General features: G+C 63.4%; 12 protein-coding genes. 4 read left to right on the top strand and 8 right to left on the bottom strand.

Features of this window, described 5'->3' with window-relative positions; genetic code table 11:
• Positions 1-24: 24 nt before the first annotated feature.
• From AC5J09_RS15040 to AC5J09_RS15025, 4 genes are all read right to left on the bottom strand, one after another.
• Positions 25-1,374, bottom strand: coding sequence for a multicopper oxidase family protein (locus tag AC5J09_RS15040; protein WP_494297924.1), 1,350 nt, complete (start codon positions 1,372-1,374; stop codon positions 25-27).
• Positions 1,375-1,388: 14 nt separating this feature from the next.
• Positions 1,389-2,834 carry a TolC family protein gene (locus AC5J09_RS15035; protein WP_494297923.1) on the bottom strand — a complete coding sequence of 482 codons (1,446 nt, stop codon included), beginning with the start codon at positions 2,832-2,834 and terminating at the stop codon, positions 1,389-1,391.
• Positions 2,831-3,058 (bottom strand): hypothetical protein, encoded by a 228-nt coding sequence (locus AC5J09_RS15030; protein WP_494297922.1) that lies wholly within the window; start codon positions 3,056-3,058, stop codon positions 2,831-2,833. Before AC5J09_RS15030 ends, AC5J09_RS15035 begins: the two co-directional genes overlap by 4 nt.
• Positions 3,059-3,152: 94 nt before the next feature.
• Positions 3,153-3,530 (bottom strand): hypothetical protein, encoded by a 378-nt coding sequence (locus AC5J09_RS15025; protein ID WP_494297921.1) that lies wholly within the window; start codon positions 3,528-3,530, stop codon positions 3,153-3,155.
• Positions 3,531-3,863: 333 nt separating this feature from the next.
• Between AC5J09_RS15025 and AC5J09_RS15020 the strand changes: the two genes are divergently transcribed.
• Complete coding sequence (locus AC5J09_RS15020; RefSeq protein ID WP_494298942.1) at positions 3,864-4,010, top strand: hypothetical protein; 147 nt, start codon at positions 3,864-3,866, stop codon at positions 4,008-4,010.
• A 46-nt stretch (positions 4,011-4,056) separates the two neighbouring features.
• Here the strand turns inward: AC5J09_RS15020 and AC5J09_RS15015 are convergent, their stop codons facing one another.
• The 4 genes from AC5J09_RS15015 to AC5J09_RS15000 form a co-directional block, all read right to left on the bottom strand.
• A complete protein-coding gene (locus tag AC5J09_RS15015; protein WP_004435886.1) occupies positions 4,057-4,269 on the bottom strand; it encodes a hypothetical protein in 213 nt (70 codons plus the stop codon).
• Between the two features lie 133 nt (positions 4,270-4,402).
• Positions 4,403-5,707: a nicotinate phosphoribosyltransferase gene (pncB, locus tag AC5J09_RS15010; protein ID WP_100669636.1), complete on the bottom strand. Its 1,305-nt coding sequence runs from the start codon at positions 5,705-5,707 to the stop codon at positions 4,403-4,405.
• 116 nt (positions 5,708-5,823) lie between these two features.
• Complete coding sequence (gene pncA, locus AC5J09_RS15005) at positions 5,824-6,423, bottom strand: bifunctional nicotinamidase/pyrazinamidase (RefSeq protein WP_494297920.1); 600 nt, start codon at positions 6,421-6,423, stop codon at positions 5,824-5,826.
• 401 nt (positions 6,424-6,824) lie between these two features.
• Positions 6,825-8,012 carry a polysaccharide biosynthesis/export family protein gene (locus tag AC5J09_RS15000; RefSeq protein WP_018094165.1) on the bottom strand — a complete coding sequence of 396 codons (1,188 nt, stop codon included), beginning with the start codon at positions 8,010-8,012 and terminating at the stop codon, positions 6,825-6,827.
• Between the two features lie 403 nt (positions 8,013-8,415).
• On the opposite strand from AC5J09_RS15000, the gene AC5J09_RS14995 reads away from it, so the two are divergent.
• Genes AC5J09_RS14995 through AC5J09_RS14985 form a run of 3 tightly spaced genes read left to right on the top strand, consistent with a single transcriptional unit; the run spans position 8,416 to position 18,170 of the window.
• Positions 8,416-15,915 (top strand): type I polyketide synthase, encoded by a 7,500-nt coding sequence (locus AC5J09_RS14995; RefSeq protein WP_494297919.1) that lies wholly within the window; start codon positions 8,416-8,418, stop codon positions 15,913-15,915.
• Entirely contained in the window at positions 15,912-17,327 is a 1,416-nt protein-coding gene (locus AC5J09_RS14990) for an aminotransferase class I/II-fold pyridoxal phosphate-dependent enzyme (RefSeq protein ID WP_494297918.1), read from the top strand. The genes AC5J09_RS14995 and AC5J09_RS14990 overlap by 4 nt, the downstream gene beginning before the upstream one ends.
• Before the next feature lie 39 nt (positions 17,328-17,366).
• Positions 17,367-18,170 (top strand): SDR family oxidoreductase, encoded by an 804-nt coding sequence (locus tag AC5J09_RS14985; protein ID WP_411923378.1) that lies wholly within the window; start codon positions 17,367-17,369, stop codon positions 18,168-18,170.
• Positions 18,171-18,203 lie beyond the last annotated feature (33 nt).

Below are 18,203 nucleotides of genomic sequence, written 5' to 3'. Positions count from 1 at the left end.
TTGGTTGAAGATCGTCATGCGCTATCACCCGTGTTTGGAGTGCTTCGGCGTGATCCGGGTCTTTGCGTCATCGGCCCTGGTCCAGTCCGGAAGCTCGCCCGTCCACTCCCAGGCCTGCGTTCCGGGCGGGTTTTCGTACCAGCCGGGATCGGAGTAATCGTCCGCCGAGATGCCCTCGCGCACCTTGACGACGGAGAACATGCCGCCCATTTCGATCGGCCCGTGCGGACCCCAGCCGGTCATCATGGGTATGGTGTTTTCGGGAAGCTCCATCTCCATCTTGCCCATGTCGGACATGCCGGCCGTACCCATCGGCATGTATTCCGGGTGGGCCTTCCGGATCTTTTCCGCGACCTCCTTTTTGTCGACGCCGATAAAGGTCGGGATGTCGTGTCCCATGGCGTTCATCGTGTGGTGCGACTTGTGGCAGTGGATCGCCCAATCGCCCGCGTATTTGGCGTCGAATTCGTAGGCGCGCATGGCGCCGACCGGAATGTCGATGCTGACCTCCGGCCAGCGCGCCTCCGGTCGGACCCAGCCGCCGTCGGTACATGTGACCTCGAAGTCGTAGCCGTGCATGTGGATCGGGTGGTTGGTCATGGTGAGATTGCCAACCCGCACGCGCACGCGGTCGTTCCTGGAAACGACCAGCGGGCTGATGCCCGGGAAGATGCGGCTGTTCCAGCACCACATATTGAAGTCGGTCATTTCCATGACACGCGGCACGTAGGAGCCCGGCTCGATGTCGTAGGCGTTGAGCAGGAACACGAAATCCCGGTCGACCGGCATGAATTTCGGATTCTTGGGGTGGATCACGAAGAAGCCCATCATCCCCATCGCCATCTGCACCATCTCGTCGGAATGCGGGTGGTACATGAAGGTGCCCGACTTCACGAGATCGAACTCGTAGACGAAAGTCTTGCCGGGCGGGATGTGCGGCTGCGATAGCCCGCCGACGCCGTCCATGCCGGATGGCAGGATCATGCCGTGCCAGTGGATCGTCGTCGGCTCCGGCAGCTTGTTGGTGACGAAGATGCGGACCCGATCGCCTTCGACCGCCTCGATCGTCGGGCCCGGCGACTGGCCGTTATAGCCCCAGAGATAGGCGGTCATGCCCTCCGCCATCTCGCGCTCGACCGGCTCGGCGACGAGATGGAACTCCTTGACGCCGCTGTTCATCCGGTGGGGTGCGGTCCAGCCGTTGATGGTCACCACCGGGTTGTAGTCGGGCCCGGAGGAAGGCCGGACGGGGGCTTGCGTATCCGCCGTCTCCCTGAATGCCGCCTCGGGCAGGCCCATATTCGACGTTTTCGCCCAGGCGGCGGTGGATACCAGTGCGGCGCTCGCGCCGAGTAACTGTCGTCTGTTGAACATTTTGCGTGCCTTTCTCATTCGCCGCTTTCGGCGGCCGCCGCGACCGCGGTTTCGCGGGAGGCTGCGCCCCCGCCGTAGATCGCCGGAGCCAGATCCGCCTCGGCCAGCCAGAAGTCGCGCTTGGCATCGATCGCGAGCAGGATCGCATTGACCTTCTCGCGGCTGTCGGCGAGCAGTTCGAAGGTGCTGGTGATCATCCCGTTGTAGGTGAGGAGGGACTGCTCCTCGATTTCGGTGCGCAGCGGCACGACGCTGCTGCGGTAGTGCCGGGCGATGTCGTAGTTGGCGCGGTAGGCCTGATAGGCCGAGCGTGCTTCCGAGCGGACATTGACGGCCTTCTCGGCGAGAAGGTTCGCCGCCCGCATATAAGCGAGCTCGGCCTTGCGCATGCGCGCTTTGCCGCTGTCGAAGATGGGAATGACGAATTCGAGATCGGCCCGGCCCGTCGTCTCCGACGAGATGTCGCCGTCCTCCTTTGCCCGCTCGGTCTCGAAGCCGGCGAGGAGGTTGAGGTCGGTGACGTAGCGGGTGGCCTCGGTCAGATTGTAGGATCTGGCCGTCGCCTCCAGATCGAGCTTCGCAATCTGGAGATCGACCCGCCGCCGCAGAGCTTCCGCCTCGATCTGGTCGCGCTTCATCAGACCCTTCGGCAGGGGAGCCAGCCGGTTCGGCACCTGGAATTTGACGTCCGAACCCCAGAGGCCCATCAACCGCGTCAGTTCCTCCTTGGCCAGACGCGCCTGGAGCCGCGCCTTGGCCCCCTCTCCCGCCAGTTCGGCGTAGAAGACATGCTCGCGGGCCTGCGCCCCCTTTGTCATGGCCCCGCTCTCGCCGAGCTTTTCGGCAAGCGCGGACGCTGCGTCGGCCGCCGCCTGCGCCCGGTTGAGCTGGCCCACCGTTTCCCAAGCCGCTACGGCATTGATCCAGGCGCGCCGCGTCTCGGAAGCAAGCTGCAAGGTGCGCGAAGCGGCATCCAACTGCGCCTTCCGGAACTCGGTGTCGGCGAGCGCGATATTCCTGTCGCGCGTGACGAGCGCAAGAATATTGGAGACGATCGCGCCCTCGACCGTCCGGAATGCCGTAAGCCCCGGCGTGCCGATGCCCGTCAGCCCGACACCCACGGTCGGGTTGACGAGCATTGTCGCCTGCCAGGCGTCGGACGCCGAATCGCCGAGATCGGCATAGGCCGCCTGCAGCCCCTTGTTGTTGAGTAGCGCGACCTGGACTGCCGTCTCGACGTCGATCGACTTCTTCGCCATCAGCGCCTTCACCCGCTTGGAGACGGATCGGGCCTGTTCCTGGTTCTGCACCCACACGGTCTGCTTGCCGGCGGCTTCGGCCGTTGTCGCCGCCACCAGGGAAAATCCGGCATTCTTGACTGCGTACTCGCCAGCCGTAACGCAGCCGCCGAGCACCAGCGGCAGTGCGAGCGTCGCCAGTCTCATCTTGGCTTTCATCATGATCCGCCTCCTTTCGGAGCCTGCGCATCATTCTGGTCGCGCCATGGTTTGGGATCGACGGCCCTGCGGTCCGTATAGCCCGAGACAGGACTCGTATAGGCAACGGGGCGCACCCCGGCATCGCTGGCCGGGCGTTCGCCCGAGGCGATCACATCGGGAGGCAAGGTGGCGGCGCAACCGCTCGCAAAAAGCGGCAGGACGGCCACGAAAAGCAGATGTTTCATGGATTTATCCGAATAGGAGATTGCGGCGGCGCTCGAGAGCAAGGCTTGCTCGCGAACACGCGTTCGACCCGTCAAACGGACGGGCGCATCCTATTCAGGCGCTTGGGGGGCGGTGCAGCAGCGGCAATTCGCCCGTGGTCCCGGCCTCGTCGACGAATTCCCGGACGGGGGATATGCGGGGTCTGCCAATAGCGTCGGTCGCCGCCAGAATCGCCATGCCGGCACAAACGTCTTTACAGCATTGCTGCTTCGCGGGCTTCTCGTCGCCTGCGGCAGAGGAGTCCTGATCGCCGTGCGAATGCGCGCCGCTCGCCATATCGGAATGATCGCCCGACTGCGCAATTTCAGACTGGGACCAGTCGCCGTGCATGGCTGCGGAGGAACTCGGCAAGGCATATGCCGCCAGTGACACGAAAATCACCAGGCGGAACAGAATCAACAGCTTCTGCGTCGTGATTCGAAGCATGACCATGTTCAATGCCTATCATCGGGCCCAAAATTTTCAATCTTCAGCTCACATCCACGCGCAAGGCGCATCGAGTGTGGCGCGACCACAACGGGCGAACTTCGCCGCTGCAACCCGATTTTCAAGTTCTAGGGCTTACAACGATGGCAAGGTCAATCGGAAAATTTCAGGGAAGAGAAGCAATTGAAAGCCTCAGGTGGCGTGGCATGCCCGCCACGGTCAGGAGATTGTTAACCATATTCTCCGTTCCTCGGGGAACAGTCCGACCGGCGCCACAGGAATAACTCTATTCCGCGGTCTTTCGCACGTGCAACCAAGCAATGGTCGGAGAAGATGGACATGATCAAATCGGGTCTCGGCGTCACTGTCGCGGTTCTCGCCCTGTCCGTCACAGTCAGCGGCATCCTGCATTTTGCGCTGTCCAGCTATCGCCCGGAGGCGAATGCCGCCGTGTCGCACGAAATCACCTCATCGATACCACGATGAAAGAGGCCGCCTTGTCAGGCGCGCAAAGCTCGCACGGGGACATGCGTCATGAAACGCGGCGACGCTGCTCCGGGCCGAAATCTCCCAGCTGAGCCAGAAGTTCGTCGCAGGAACACTTCTTCGTGTCCATCAGGTCGAGAATGCGCTTGGCGGCCCTGTTGGCCTCCACACCATCCCTGCCGACATTGTGCAGAGCGCACCAGATATCGAGCGCTCCGCGCATGACGTCCACGTCATCCGGAGAATAGGCCTGACGCACGAACCCCTCCCAAGGTGTACCTCAACGACCTCATCATGGGGCAATCGGGGGGAAATTCAAGGAAATAGTGAGGTACCGCAATAAGTCATATGATTGAGGGATTGGAAGCCGCAGACGCCGGCTTCTTCCCCCGTCACACCCGTACGGATTGCTCCACGAAATCCTCGCTGCCGAAGAATTTCAGATAGCGCGAGACTTCGGCCGGATCCCCCGTCGCCTTGCGCGGGTTGTCCGAGAGCTTGACCGCCGGGCGGCCATTGGCCTCACTGACCTTGCATACGATGGAGATCGGGTTGAGGCCCTTGATTTCGGTCGGAGCGCAGCCGGCGAAATCATTGGTGAGGTTGGTTCCCCAGCCGAAGCTCATGCGCACGCGCCCTTCGAAGTGGCAGTAGGTCCTGATGATCGTGTCGACGTCGAGGCCGTCGGAGAAGATCAGAAGCTTCTCCCGCGGGTCTCGGCCCATCTTCTTCCACCAGGCGATGATCTTCTCGCCTCCCTCGATGGGCGGGGCGCTGTCCGGCCGGAAGCCGGTCCAGTCCGCCACCCAGTCGGGCGCATCCCTGAGAAAGGCGGCCGTCCCGAACGCGTCCGGGAGCACGATCAGGAGGTTGCCGCCATAGAGCTGGTTCCAGTCCTGCAGAACCTTGTAGGGCGCGGCCGCAAGCTCGCGGCCGTTGCGGGCAAGCGCCGCGGCCACCATCGGCAGCTCGTGCGCATTGGTGCCGACCGCCTCCAGGTCGTTGTCCATTGCCAGCAGCACGTTACTGGATCCCGTGAAGGACGGGCCGATGCCTTCCTTGAGCGCCTCGACGCACCAGCGCTGCCATAGGAAGCTGTGCCGCCGGCGCGTGCCGAAGTCGGAGATGCGCAGGTTCGGATGCTCGCGCAGCTGCTCGACCTTCGACCACATCTTGGCCTTGGCGCGGGCATAGAGCACGTCCAGCGTGAACGGGCCGAGCCCTTTCATCGCCGCGCGCGAGCGCAATTCGTTGATGATCGCGAGCGCGGGGATTTCCCACATCGTCGTCTCGGCCCAGCGGCCACGGAACGTCAGCTCGAACTGGCCGTCACGACGCGACAACTCGTATTCCGGAAGGCGGAATTTTGCGAGCCAGGCCAGAAATTCCGGCGAGAAGATCTGCGTGCGGCCATAGAAGCTGTTACCCGCGAGCCATATCATCTCTTTCTTGGTGAAGCGCAGGCCGCGCGCGTGGTCGAGCTGGTCGCGCAGTTCCTGCTCGTCGATCTCCTCGGCAAGGCGCACCGTCTTCGTGCGGTTGATCAACGAAAAGGTCGCGTCCACGCCCGGATAGAGCTGCCAGATCATCTGCAGCATCAAAAGCTTGTAGAAATCCGTATCCAGCAGGCTGCGGACGATCGGATCGAGCTTCCAGGTATGGTTATAGACCCGTCGCGCGATATCGGTCTTTGGCATCTGCAATACGCTCCTCTTGGACCGTCATGACCCGCTCTGTGGCGAGGCGATCGTGGTCGATATCCTAAGTCCGGGCGGGGATGCGGCCGATGCCGCGCTTCCCCGTCCCGGGGCGACTAGATCAGCCGGACGCCGGCATCGCGCATGCGCAGGGTCATGGCCGCGAGCGAGCCGTTCAGATCGATGCCGCGGCAGGCACCGAGCACCACCGACGTCGAAAAACCCTGAGCGACCGCATCGAGTGCCGAGAAGCCAACGCAGAAATCGGTGGCCAGGCCGCAAAGCGTCACGCTCTTTATGCCGCGCTCGCGCAGGTAACCGGCAAGCCCGGTCGGGGTCCGGTGGTCGTTTTCGAAAAAAGCGGAATAACTGTCGATCTCGCGGCGGAAGCCCTTGCGTATGACGAGTTCCGCCGAGGTCCATCGCAGGGAGGGATGAAAATCGGCACCGGGGCTCCCCTGGACGCAATGCTCGGGCCAGAGCGTCTGCTCTCCATAAGGCATCGCCACGGTCTGAAACGGAGCCTTGCCCGGATGCGTCGAGGCGAAACTCGAATGGTCGGCCGGGTGCCAGTCCTGGGTCAGGACGACATGCGGCGACGCGTCGATGAGGCGATTGACGGCAGGCACGATCTCATCGCCGCCCTCGACCGCGAGAGCGCCGCCGGGGCAGAAGTCGTTCTGCAAATCGATAACGATCAGGGCGTCGTCAGGCATTGCCTCTCGCAATCCGGCCGAGCCGCATCGGCCATCAACAAATCGATCTCGATCACGATGGTTCAGGTCGGATCGACCTAAGTGATGAACGTGATCGATTCTAATAAGTTAGAGCGGGATGCGGGCGGAAAACCGCATCCACTTTTCCTCATCCCGCTCCAAGTTAGAGCAGGATGCGGGCGGAAGATCGCATACACCTTTCCTCATCCCGCTCTAAACCAGATCAACCATAGAACGCGCACCGCGGCAAGCACGTTCGGCGCTCGTGACGTGAATCTCGCGGCGAACGGGCGAACCTTATAAAGGTGATTGATTATAAGATCTTAATTCATGCCGGCCGAAAGCGTTCAGCGGCAACCGCGTCGACACCGGACCGACGCCCGGTGTCGCGCGCCCCAAGATCAGTTGTTCAAATCGCTGAGATTGTCGGCGACGTTCACGCCGGAATTGACGATACCGATCGGCCTTGCGACGAAATCGAGGAATTTCGTGATGTCGACAGAAGGATGGCGCGAGGCATAGATGACGTCGCGATTTTTGACCGGGAAGGTCTGACCGACAATGAGGCTGTCCGGTTTCGTCATGTCGAACCGGTAGACGACCGGGTAGCGCCCGACGCGGTCGGCCTTCATGCCCTTGCTCAGCAGCTTGTGAAACCGCTCCTGCCCAAGCAGGCTCATGACGATGTCCGGCTCCTCGTAGCGGAAGACGAAGTAACCCTTGGCATCCACCGTCCGATCCGAGCCGCCGCCCGCGAGCGCCACGGCCTCGAGCAGGTTGAGATCGTTGGCGCCGAATTCGACGCGCTGATTTGCGCGGACCTGGCCGAGCACGGTGAAGGTCCGCGGATCGCGCGTCACGAAGATCTGGTCGCCCGGCTTTACGTGAATGTTTTCCGACGGGCTCTCGATGATCGATTTCAGCAGGACCGTGCCGGTCTTCTTGCCGCGCACCAGGGTCACATAGGTCTCGTAGGGCTGCGCCGATGGGCCGCCCGCCTTCGCGATGACCTCGTTGATCGTCTCGCTGACGAGATTGAGAGGCACGACCGAAGGGCGGCCGACGGCACCGGAGACCGTGACGATGCGCGACGCCGTCGACGTCGACGTCACGATCACATCCGGCTCGACGGCCTTCTGTTTCAATGCATCGAGGATCGCCTGGCGCGCCTGCTCGAGCGTCAGGCCGGCAAAACGGACCGATCCGACATAAGGAATTGCCGCCTTGCCATCGGGCTGGACGACGAGATCGATGCTCGTCTGCTTCGATTCAGTTGTGGAAAACAGTCCGTCGCTGCCCGCCTCGAAGATCGTGACCTTCAACTGGTCGCCAATGCCGATGACCACCTGACCGACGCCGCCGCCAATGCCGAAGCGGCGGCTGAGGGTTGTGGAAACATATTCGGAAACGAGCCGCGCCGACTGGCCATCGACATCTACAATATCAAATACCGTCGCGTTCCTTCTGCCGATCTCCGAGCCGGACTGGCCGGCATCCGAAACGATATCGGTTGTCAGAGGGCCCTCGCCCGGCACGGCCTGGCATCCCGCAAGCGCGGTACAAAGCAGAAGGGCAGTCACTCGTTTCACTACGACACTCCGTGTTCGGCGCAGCAATGATTCCATACAGATATCTGCGCCGCATTTTCCCGGCAGGGAATCCGCCGGTCTCTGAAAAGCACAAAGGCCGTCCCACAACAAGCCACCTCGCCGCGACAGCCGGCAAAATAATCGAGACTGCGCTCTTCCGGCCATACCGCCTCGATCTTGGTTACGAACCGTCGCGGTAATTGTATTGGACGGAACGCAGGAGACGTATATCTAGCCCTTCGGGGTTGAAAGCTAGGCACTATGAGTTAAAAGCTCACTAATACAGCGCAGGGGATAAACCCGGGGATACCCACAGAGCAGGAATGTCGCCGATTGCAATTTACGTTTGACCTTGCAATGGGCTAAGACAATTTTAACGGCAGTTCAGAGCGTTCGATCTTACATGACGGTTGAAATCATAGGGCGTGCATGCCTTGCCCCGGGAGCGAAATCTCCGCAGGCGCTGTTCAAAATCCTTCGTCAGGGCAAGTGCACCGTGACCCGCGTCCCTTCGGACCGCTGGGACCTTGCGCGATTCTGGCATCCGGTCATGGGCACGCCCGGCAAGACCTATTCCTTTGCCGCCGGCGTCCTCGACCATATCTACGATTTCGATCCCGCCGTTTTCGGGATGTCGCAGCGCGAGGCCATGTATATGGACCCTCAGCAGCGGGTTCTGTTGCAGCTCGCCTGGCGTGCGCTCGAGGACGCCAATATTTCCGTCGCCTCGCTGCACGGTGAAAACGTCGGCGTCTATGTCGGGGCCTCCAGCCTCGATCACGCCAATCTCACGGTCGACGACCCGGCTGCCGCCGGCCCCTACTTCATGACGGGCAACACGCTGTCGATCGTCTCCAACCGTATTTCCCACGTCTTCGGCCTGAGCGGTCCGAGCATGACCGTCGACACGGCCTGTTCCTCTTCGCTCGTAGCCCTAGATCAGGCAATGCGGGCGCTGAACGCCGGAGAGATCGACACGGCCATCGTCGGCGGCGTCAATATCCTCGCCCACCCGCTTCCCTTCGTCGGCTTCGCACAGGCGCGCATGCTCTCGCCCGAAGGGCTCTGCCGCGCCTACGACAACGACGGCGCCGGCTATGTGCGCGCCGAGGGCGGCGTCGTCTTCGTCCTGCGCCGCACGGACCGGGCGCAACGCGAGCGCGACCGGAGCTATGCGCGGATCGTCGCCACCGGCGTCAATTCGGCCGGCCGCACCAACGGCATCTCGCTGCCCTCGCGCGAGGCGCAGGCCAATCTGTTGAGGATGATCTACGAAGGCAACGGCATCGACGCCAACCAGGTCGCTTTCGTAGAAGGCCACGGTACCGGCACGAAGGTCGGCGACCCGGCTGAGGTATGGTCCATCGGCACGGTCATCGGCGCGAAGCGCCGGGCTCCGGTGCCGATCGGCTCGATAAAGTCCAATATCGGCCATACCGAGCCGGCCTCCGGCCTGTTCGGGATGCTGAAAGCGGTTCTGGCTCTGGAGAACAATTATCTGCCGGCCTCGCTGCATTTCGAGACGCCGAACGAACAGATCGACTTCGACGGACTCAATGTCCGTGTGACGGCCAATCCGATCGAGCTGCTGAAGGGCAAGCGGGCGCGGCTCGCCGGCATCAATTCCTTCGGCTTCGGCGGCGCCAACGCCCATGTCGTCATCAGCGATCCGGATCCGGCACAGGCGGAAAAGGCTGCGACCTCTCCGGCGGGCCACGTGTTTCTGGCAAGCGCCCATACCGCGTCGAGCCTCGAAAACCTGCTCAGAGACTATAAGGCCGCCTTTGCGGGCGCGACGAAGGAAGAGACGCGCGCGATCGTCGCCGCTTCCGGCGCCAACCGGACGCATATGCGCCATCGGTTCGCGGCACGCAGCGATCATCCCGAAGATATCGTCCGGGCGATTGCCAACCACCTGGAAAAGCCCGGCTCCGATATCGGAGAGACGGGCGAAGCGTCAGCGAAGGAAGCAAAGGTCGCCTTCGTCTTCTCCGGCAACGGCTCGCAATGGGCCGGCATGGGTGTCGAGGCGTTCCGCGAGAATCTGCACTTCCGTCAGTCGTTCACCTCGGTCAGCGCCCTTTTCAGGTTCCATTCGGATATCGTTCTCACCGATCTCCTGACCGACCCTGGACTCGACAGGAAGCTCGCGGACACGAAGGTGGCCCAGCCGCTGCTTTTCGCGATACAGGCCGCGCTCTCCGACTCGCTCGTGGCCATGGGCATCAAGCCGACCGCCGTCTTCGGTCATTCGGTCGGCGAAATCGCTGCCGCTTATGCGGCAGGGGCGCTGTCGCTCGTCGACGCCGTGTCGATCGTCGCCAAACGATCGCTGCACCAGGACCTTCTGGCCGGCCAGGGCACGATGGCTGCCGTTATGCTGGGCGAGCAGGCAGCCAAGGCCTTCGCGGCGGAGCGCGGGCTCGACGATGTCTGCGTCGCAGCCATCAACGCTCACAATTCGGTGACGATTTCCGGCCCGGCAAACGAGATTTCGGCGTTCCGCGACGCTGCGCGCAAGGCTAAAATCCCGGTTCAGATCCTCGACATCAATTATCCGTTCCATCATCCGATCATCGATCGGGCGAAAGAGGCGTTTCTCGCCGACATCCCTGATATTGCCCCCCGCCGGACGGAGCTGGCCTATCTGTCGACCGTCACGGGTGCCGCGCTCGACGGGACTGCGCTCGATCCCGACTACTGGTGGAAGAACGTTCGCGAGCCGGTGCGTTTCCAGGCCGCTGCCGAGGCCGCGCTCGATCTCGGCTGCACGCTGTTCATCGAGATCTCGCCGCGTCCCATCCTCGGATCTTACGTCAAGGAGACGATCAAGCAGGCGGCGGTGCCGGCTTCGGTGGTGGCGACATTGCTGCGCGATGCCGGCGAGAACGGCCACGATCCGATCTCGGCATCGATGGCGCGCGCAGTCGCCCACGGTGCCGCCGTCGACCGGTCGCGTGTCTATGGCAAGCGGGACGCATTCATCGAACTGCCCGCGCTGCCCTTCGAGCCGGTAGAGTTGCGGCCGGCTGTCACGACCGATGCGACGGATCTCTTGGGACGCTCCGCAAAGCCCTATCGTCTCAACGGCTGGCGCGGCGACCCCAATGCGGGAAGCTGGAAAAACCACGTCGACGCGAATCTCTTTCCGGATCTCGCCGAACACGTGGTCGACGGCAAGGCGATCCTCCCGGGCAGCGGTTTCATCGAAATCGCCGTTTCCGCCGCACAGCAATATCACGGCAGCGACGAGGTCGAGATCACCAATCTGGAGATCGTCCGCCCGCTCGAACTGAGCGACAGCCGCATCATGGAACTCTCGACCATCCTGTCGCCGGAGACCGGCGACATCGAGATCCGGTCGCGCGAACGTCTCTCGGAGGACGATTGGACGGTGCATGCCGTCGCGCGAAGCCGCAAGCCCTTGCCGACGACGAGCAACGGCTGTCCGTCCACCAAAGGCCTGGCGAAGACGGCGACCGTGACGGCGGCCAAAGCCTATGAGACGGCGAAGCAGTTCGGGCTGGACTATGGCCCGCAATTCCAGCTTCTCTCCAAAGCCGTGGCCTATGGCGACCGGCTCATCGACGTCGAGTTGAAGCATCCTCAGGCGTCGGGGCACCCCCACGTCACCTACGCCCTTCATCCGATTTCGGTCGACGCGACCTTCCACGGCCTGGTCGCACTCTTTGACCGCTTCACCGGCGACAGGGGCGGCGCCCCCTATATTCCTGTCCGTTTCGGCTCCGTACGCGTGGTCAATGCCGGCCGGGCGATCGCCCGCGCGACGATCGAGATCGAGCGGGTCAGCGCCAACTCGATCAAGGCACGGTTCCATTTCTTCGACGAGACCGGCGTCGCGATCGCACATTTCGAGGATTGCCGCTTCCGCCGTACCTATCTGCGCAAGCACAAGACGCTTGAAGGCCTTTCCTTCCACTATGAGGCAGTTCTGTCTAACGCGGCCGTGCCCGGCACGAAAGTTGCGACGGCCATGCCTGCGACGCTGGCCGAACCGATAGACGGCGACGGCGTCGACAACGCGACCCTGCTCTTCAACGCCGCCATCTATCGCGCCTGCCAGGAAATTGCCCTGAAGCTCGGCAAGGGGACCGCCACAGTGCGAGCCGACGCGCTGCCCGGGGACTTCGCTTTCCAGTGCTTCCTGACGAGCTGCCTCCTGACGCTGGAGGATGCCGGACTTTGCGAACATCAGAACGGCAACTGGAAGGTGGCACGGGAATTCACGCTTCCGACCGTGCCGGAGATCCTTGGCGAGCTCTATGGCGACCGCCCCGATCGTGCGGTCGAAGCGGTGCTCGTCAACAACGCCTATGCGGAAGCGCTCAGCCGTCTCGACGCGCTGCTTGCTCCCCTACCTGCAGGTGACGACGCGGCTTCGTTCAATGCCGGTTTCGTCAGCGAAGCGACGCTCGACCATCAGGCCGTGCATTCCGTGGCGAGCCGGTCGCGCATGGACCAGGTGCTTCACACGGTCGAACGCATTCTCGCTGCGCAGCCGGCAGGCGCCCGCCTGCGGCTCATCGAACTCGGCAGCGTCTCTGCCGGCTTCAGCCGCCGGCTGGCCGATCTCGCGGCGCGCAACGGTGCGGTACTTTCCATTTTCGAGCCGCGCGACAATGCACAACGGAGTCTGGAAATCGCCTTCGAGGAGGATGCGCATGTGCGCGTTCTGAAGAAGAGCGAATTCGCAGATATCGGGCCGTTCGACCTCGCAGTCAGCGCTTCGGACAATCTCTACCAGCTGATCGAAGAGGAGAGCGGGGTCCGCACGGCCCTTCGCTCGATGCTTCCCGGAAGCGGGCTCGTCGCGGCCGTCAGCGCGCCGTCGATCTTCGCCGATTTCGCCCTGGGTCTCTCGGGCGGATGGTTCGAGCGCAGCCAGACGGCAGAATTCCCGATCGGCAGGATCGCTGCCGTACCCCATTGGCAGAAGTGTCTCGCAGATCTCGACCTCGGCGACGTGGTCGTGACGGATCGCGAATGCCCGCATGGGAACACCATCCTGATCGAGGCCCGGGGCACAGCGGCGGCAGGCTCAGGCGCCGAGCCGGGCGAAGCCGCGGCACCCTATCTGCTGATCGAGACTGCCACTGCCCCGAAACCGGTTGCGGCCGGTGGAAGAAGTGCCACGCCCGTCCGGGTGACAGGCGACCTTGCCGCAGACATGGCGACGCTCCGCGCAGCCCTCGAAGCCATGGGCGACAGACCGTTGCGCGCAGTTTTCGCGTCTGAGGCGGAGCGCGCCGGCGGCGACGGTTCGGACCTGTTGCAGACGCGCGTATTGGCGCTCAGCGCCTTTGCCGAGGCCTTGAAACAGCATCTCGCCGGCGTCGAGCCGGAAGGCGACGACCGGCCGCGCCTCGTGCTCGTGGCCCCGGGCGGCGCTCCCCTGTCAGCCTCGGCAAGCTCCGGGCTGAATTCCGGATTGTGGGCCTTCGCCCGCGTCCTTCAGAACGAATATGAGTTCATCGACATTCATGCGCTCGATGTTGCCGACGTCGCCCGCAAGGATATGCTTGCCGCAGCGCTTTCCCTGCTGACGGTTTCGGGACAGAACCGGGAATGGCTGCTGGACCAGAAGACGGGCCTGCTTTCGGAGCTTCGGGCCGTACCCGGCGCAACGAACAAGGCCGACGGGAAAACCAGCGCGTTTGCGGCCGCGACCATTCGCCAGCGCGTCAGTTCGCAGGTTGCAAGCATCGCCTGGGAAGAGGCGAGCGTACCGGAGCCGGGCCCCGGCGAGGTCGTCGTCGCCGTCGCGGCAACCGGCTTGAATTTCCGCGACGTGATGTGGGCCATGGGCCTGTTGCCGGAAGAGGCGTTGGAAGACGGCTTTGCCGGGGCGACGATCGGCATGGAACTATCCGGCCACGTGGTCGCCGTCGGCGAAGGGATCGACGATCTCGCAGTCGGCGATGCGGTGATGGCGATCGCCTCCGCCGCCTTCTCGACCCATGCGGTCGTCGCGCGCGCAGGCATTGCCAAGCTGCCCCGAGCGATGAGCCCGGTGGCCGCGGCCACCTTGCCGGTCGCCTTCCTTACCGCCTATTACGCCATTGTCGAACTCGGCCGCATTCAGGCTGGAGAGACGATTTTGATCCACGGTGCTGCCGGCGGCGTCGGCCTCGCCGCGCTCCAGGTCGCAAAGCTCAAGGGCGCCAAGGTCATCGCCACGGCGGGAACGCGCGAAAAGCGGCGCTTCCTGACGATGCTCGGCGCCGATCATGTCTTCGATTCGCGTTCGCTCGGCTTCGTCGACGATGTCCGTTCGGTCACCCGCGGGGAAGGCGTCGACCTCGTGCTCAACTCGCTTTTCGCCGAGGCGATGGAGCAGAGCCTCTCGCTGGTGAAACCCTTCGGCCGATTCCTGGAGCTCGGCAAACGCGACTATTACGCCGACAGCAAGATCGGGCTCAGGCCGTTTCGCCGCAATGTCAGCTATTTCGGCATCGACGCCGATCAGCTGCTGGTGAATGCGCCGGATCTGACCAGGCGCATCTTCATGGAGATCGGAGCGCTCTTCGAGGAAGGCAAGCTCACGCCGCTTCCCTATCGCGCCTTCGATTACGATGAAATCGGCAATGCCTTCCGGCTGATGCAGAATGCCGGGCATATCGGCAAGATCGTGGTGCTGCCGCCCGTTGCCGGCAGGCACGAGGTGACCGCGAAGGCTGTAAGGGGTATGAAGGTCGACCCGGACGGCGTCCATCTCGTCGTCGGCGGCATCGGCGGCTTCGGCCTCGTCGCCGCCAACTGGCTCGTCGAGAAAGGCGCCCGCCGGATTGCGCTTTGCTCCCGCCGAGGCCAGCCGGATGCGGAAACGCACGCGATGATCGAGCGCTGGCAAAATGGCGGCGTTGCGGCTTCGGTCCATGCTTGCGACATCACGGATGCCGCGGCCGTGGAGACGCTTCTGGCGACGCTTCGTTCGGAAGCACCGCTTCGCTCCGTCGTTCACGCGGCGATGGTGCTCGACGATGCGCTGATCAGCAATCTGAGCCGCGAACGCAACCGGCCTGTCATCGACACGAAAGCCAAGGGCGCGGCAATCCTCGATCGCCTTACCCGTGGTGACAGGCTCGACAACTTCATCCTGTTCTCCTCGGCGACGACGCTGGTCGGCAATCCCGGCCAGGCGAACTATGTCGCCGCCAACGGCTATCTCGAAGGCCTTGCCCGTGCACGGCGCCAGGAGGGCCTGTCAGGGCTCGCCGTCGGCTTCGGCGCGATTGCCGATGCCGGCTACCTGACGCAGAACGCCGACGTCAACGACCTGCTCGCCAAGCGCATAGGCAAAACGGCGTTGAAGGCCCAGGTGGCGCTCGACATGGTGGAGAACCACATCGCCGCGGATCCGGGCACGGTCGACGCGGCCGTCGTGATGATTTCGGAGATCGACTGGACAGCTGCGCGGAATCTGCCGGTCGCCCGCAACGCGCTCTTCGAGGTGATCCTGCGCAGCGCCGATCAGCATGCCACAGGCGCCGAAGGCACGAAGATGGACCTCGTCGCGATGATCGAGGGCAAATCCCCTCAAGAGGCCGAGGACATCCTCTTCGATCTGGTTGCGAGCGAGATCGCCGCCATCCTCCGCGTGTCGAAGGATACGGTCACTCGCGGAAAAATATTGAAGGAGATCGGTCTCGACAGCCTCATGGCGGTTGAACTCGGCATGAGTTTCCAGCAGAACACCGGCTTCGACATGCCTTTGAGCGGCGTCGCGGATAATACCACTGTCGGTGACATTGCACGCAAGCTCCATGAAAAGGTAAGCAAGCGCGATCAGGGCAACGAGAACGAGGCCGGGGACGACAAGCTCGTGACCGAACTTACGCAGCGCCATGTCGGAGCGGACAAGGAAAAAGCACTGAGCCAATGAGCAGCGACGGAAACGGCCAGACTTTCCCGAAGATGAACAGCACGCTCAAGGAGAGTCTGCTGGACAGGATGCGGAACACGCATCAATCGTCCGAGCGCAACCGGATGGCGCGCTCGGAACGGGAGCTGCCGCCGGCTCCGCGTCGCCAGCAGGCGCGTTTCGAGGATCTGCCCGAATATAAGCAGGTCCTTACCCAGAAGATCGCCAGCGAGCAGCTCGGCATCGCCAACCCGTTCTACCGGCCGCATCAGACGGCAGCCGGTGCGACGACGATGATCGATGGCCGCAAGCTGATCAACTTCGCCTCCTACGACTATCTCGGGCTCAACCGGCATGCTCACGTCCTCGAGCGTGCGCGCGAGACGATCGCCGACTTCGGGATTTCCGCGTCGGCAAGCCGCCTCGTCGCCGGCGAACGGCCGCAGCATGTGGAGCTCGAAGAGAAGATCGCGCAATTCTACGGCGTCGATGCCGCCGTCTGTTTCGTTAGCGGCTACCTGACCAATGTCGCCGCGATCAGCTGCCTGATGGGACCGAAGGACCTCGTCATCCACGACGAGTTCATCCACAACAGCGCGCTCGCCGGGATCAAGCTTTCAGGCGCGACACGCCGCTTCTTCAAGCACAACGACACGGCGGATCTCGAGCATGTCCTGCGCACCGTCGCCGGTGACTACCGGCGCATCCTGGTGATCGTCGAGGGCATCTACTCGATGGACGGCGACGTCGCCAATCTGTCGGCGCTTCTTAAGCTCAGGGCCGAATACGGCTTCTGGCTGATGGTCGACGAGGCGCATTCGCTCGGGGTCCTCGGCCGGCACGGCAGGGGCCTCGCCGAACATTTCGGGGCCGATCCGCACGAAGTCGACATCTGGATGGGAACATTGTCGAAGACCACGTCGAGCTGCGGCGGCTACATTGCAGGAAGCGCCGCCCTGGCGGCCGTCCTGAAGGCATCTGCCGGCGGCTTCGTCTATAGCGTCGGCCTCGCGCCCGTGCTTGCCGCATCCGCGGTCGCCAGCCTCGACGTGCTGGCAAGCGAACCGGAACGTACGGCGGCGGTGAGACGCAACGGCAGCCTTTTCCTGAAGCTGGCCAAGGAGGCCGGCCTCGATACGGGGTTGAGCGGCGGCTTTTCGGTCGTGCCCGTGATCGTCGGCGATTCGCTGCGCGCCGTCCAGCTTTCGAACGACCTGCTCGCCGCCGGCGTCAACGTGCTGCCGATCATCCACCCGGCGGTGCCGGAAGGACAGGCGCGCTTGCGCTTCTTCATCACCTGCGACCACACGGAGGAACAGATCCGCCGCACCGTCACATTGACGGCCGAACGCCTGAAGGATCTTACCGACCGCAATTTCGGGCTCGGCGGCGTCGATATCGAGAAGATGCTGAGTGCGCTCTCGGCGCGCTGACCACGATCCGCCGCAAGCGGGCCGCCAACGGGTGCGTCCATGACACATGTGATCATCACCGGCGGCTCGAGCGGAATAGGCCTCGCGGTCGCCTCGATCTACGCAGCCCGGGGAGCGAGGCTCTCTCTTGTCGCCCGCTCCCGCGATCTTCTGGAGCAGGCAGCGCAGAAGCTGGTGGCCGAACACGGCCTCGAGGCTGGAGCGGTCCGCATAGAGGCCGCCGACGTCACCAAAGGAGAGGAGATCGAGGCCGCGATCTTGCGCTGTGTGGAGACGTTCGGGCCTTGCGACGTTCTCGTGACCTCGGCAGGCGTCGTCGAACCGGCGCCCTTCGAGGCGATGCAGGGCGCGGCCTTCCAGCGACAGATGGAAACGAACTTTTCGGGCACGGTGCATGCCGTGCGCGCCGTTTATCCGGACATGAAGGAGCGGCGCAGCGGCCATATTCTGATGGTCTCTTCGGGCGCCGGGCTGATCGGCATCTACGGCTATACCGCCTACTGCGCCTCGAAGTTCGCCCTCGGCGGCTTCGCCCAAGCATTGCGCAGCGAAGCACGCGTCCACAACGTCGGCATATCGATCTGCTTTCCACCCGATACCGTGACGCCGCAATTTACGAGGGAGCTTGCCGCCCGGCCGCAGGAGGCCAGCCTGATCATGGGAACCGTCCGCCCATGGACGGCCGAGGCGGTTGCGCGAAAGATCGTCGACGGGATCGACCGGCGGCGCTTCGAGATTTATTTCGGCGCGATCTTATATCTTCTCGGCCGCTTCGGGCCGGCGGTCAGGCCTTTCCTCAATTGGTGGTTCGATCGGGCGATCGCGCGCAACAGTGGACTGTGACGGCGGCGCCCCCGGCCATGCTTGTGCCAGCCA

The organism is Sinorhizobium sp., from assembly GCF_059070375.1.
This window is presented reverse-complemented; position numbering and strand designations above follow the sequence as displayed.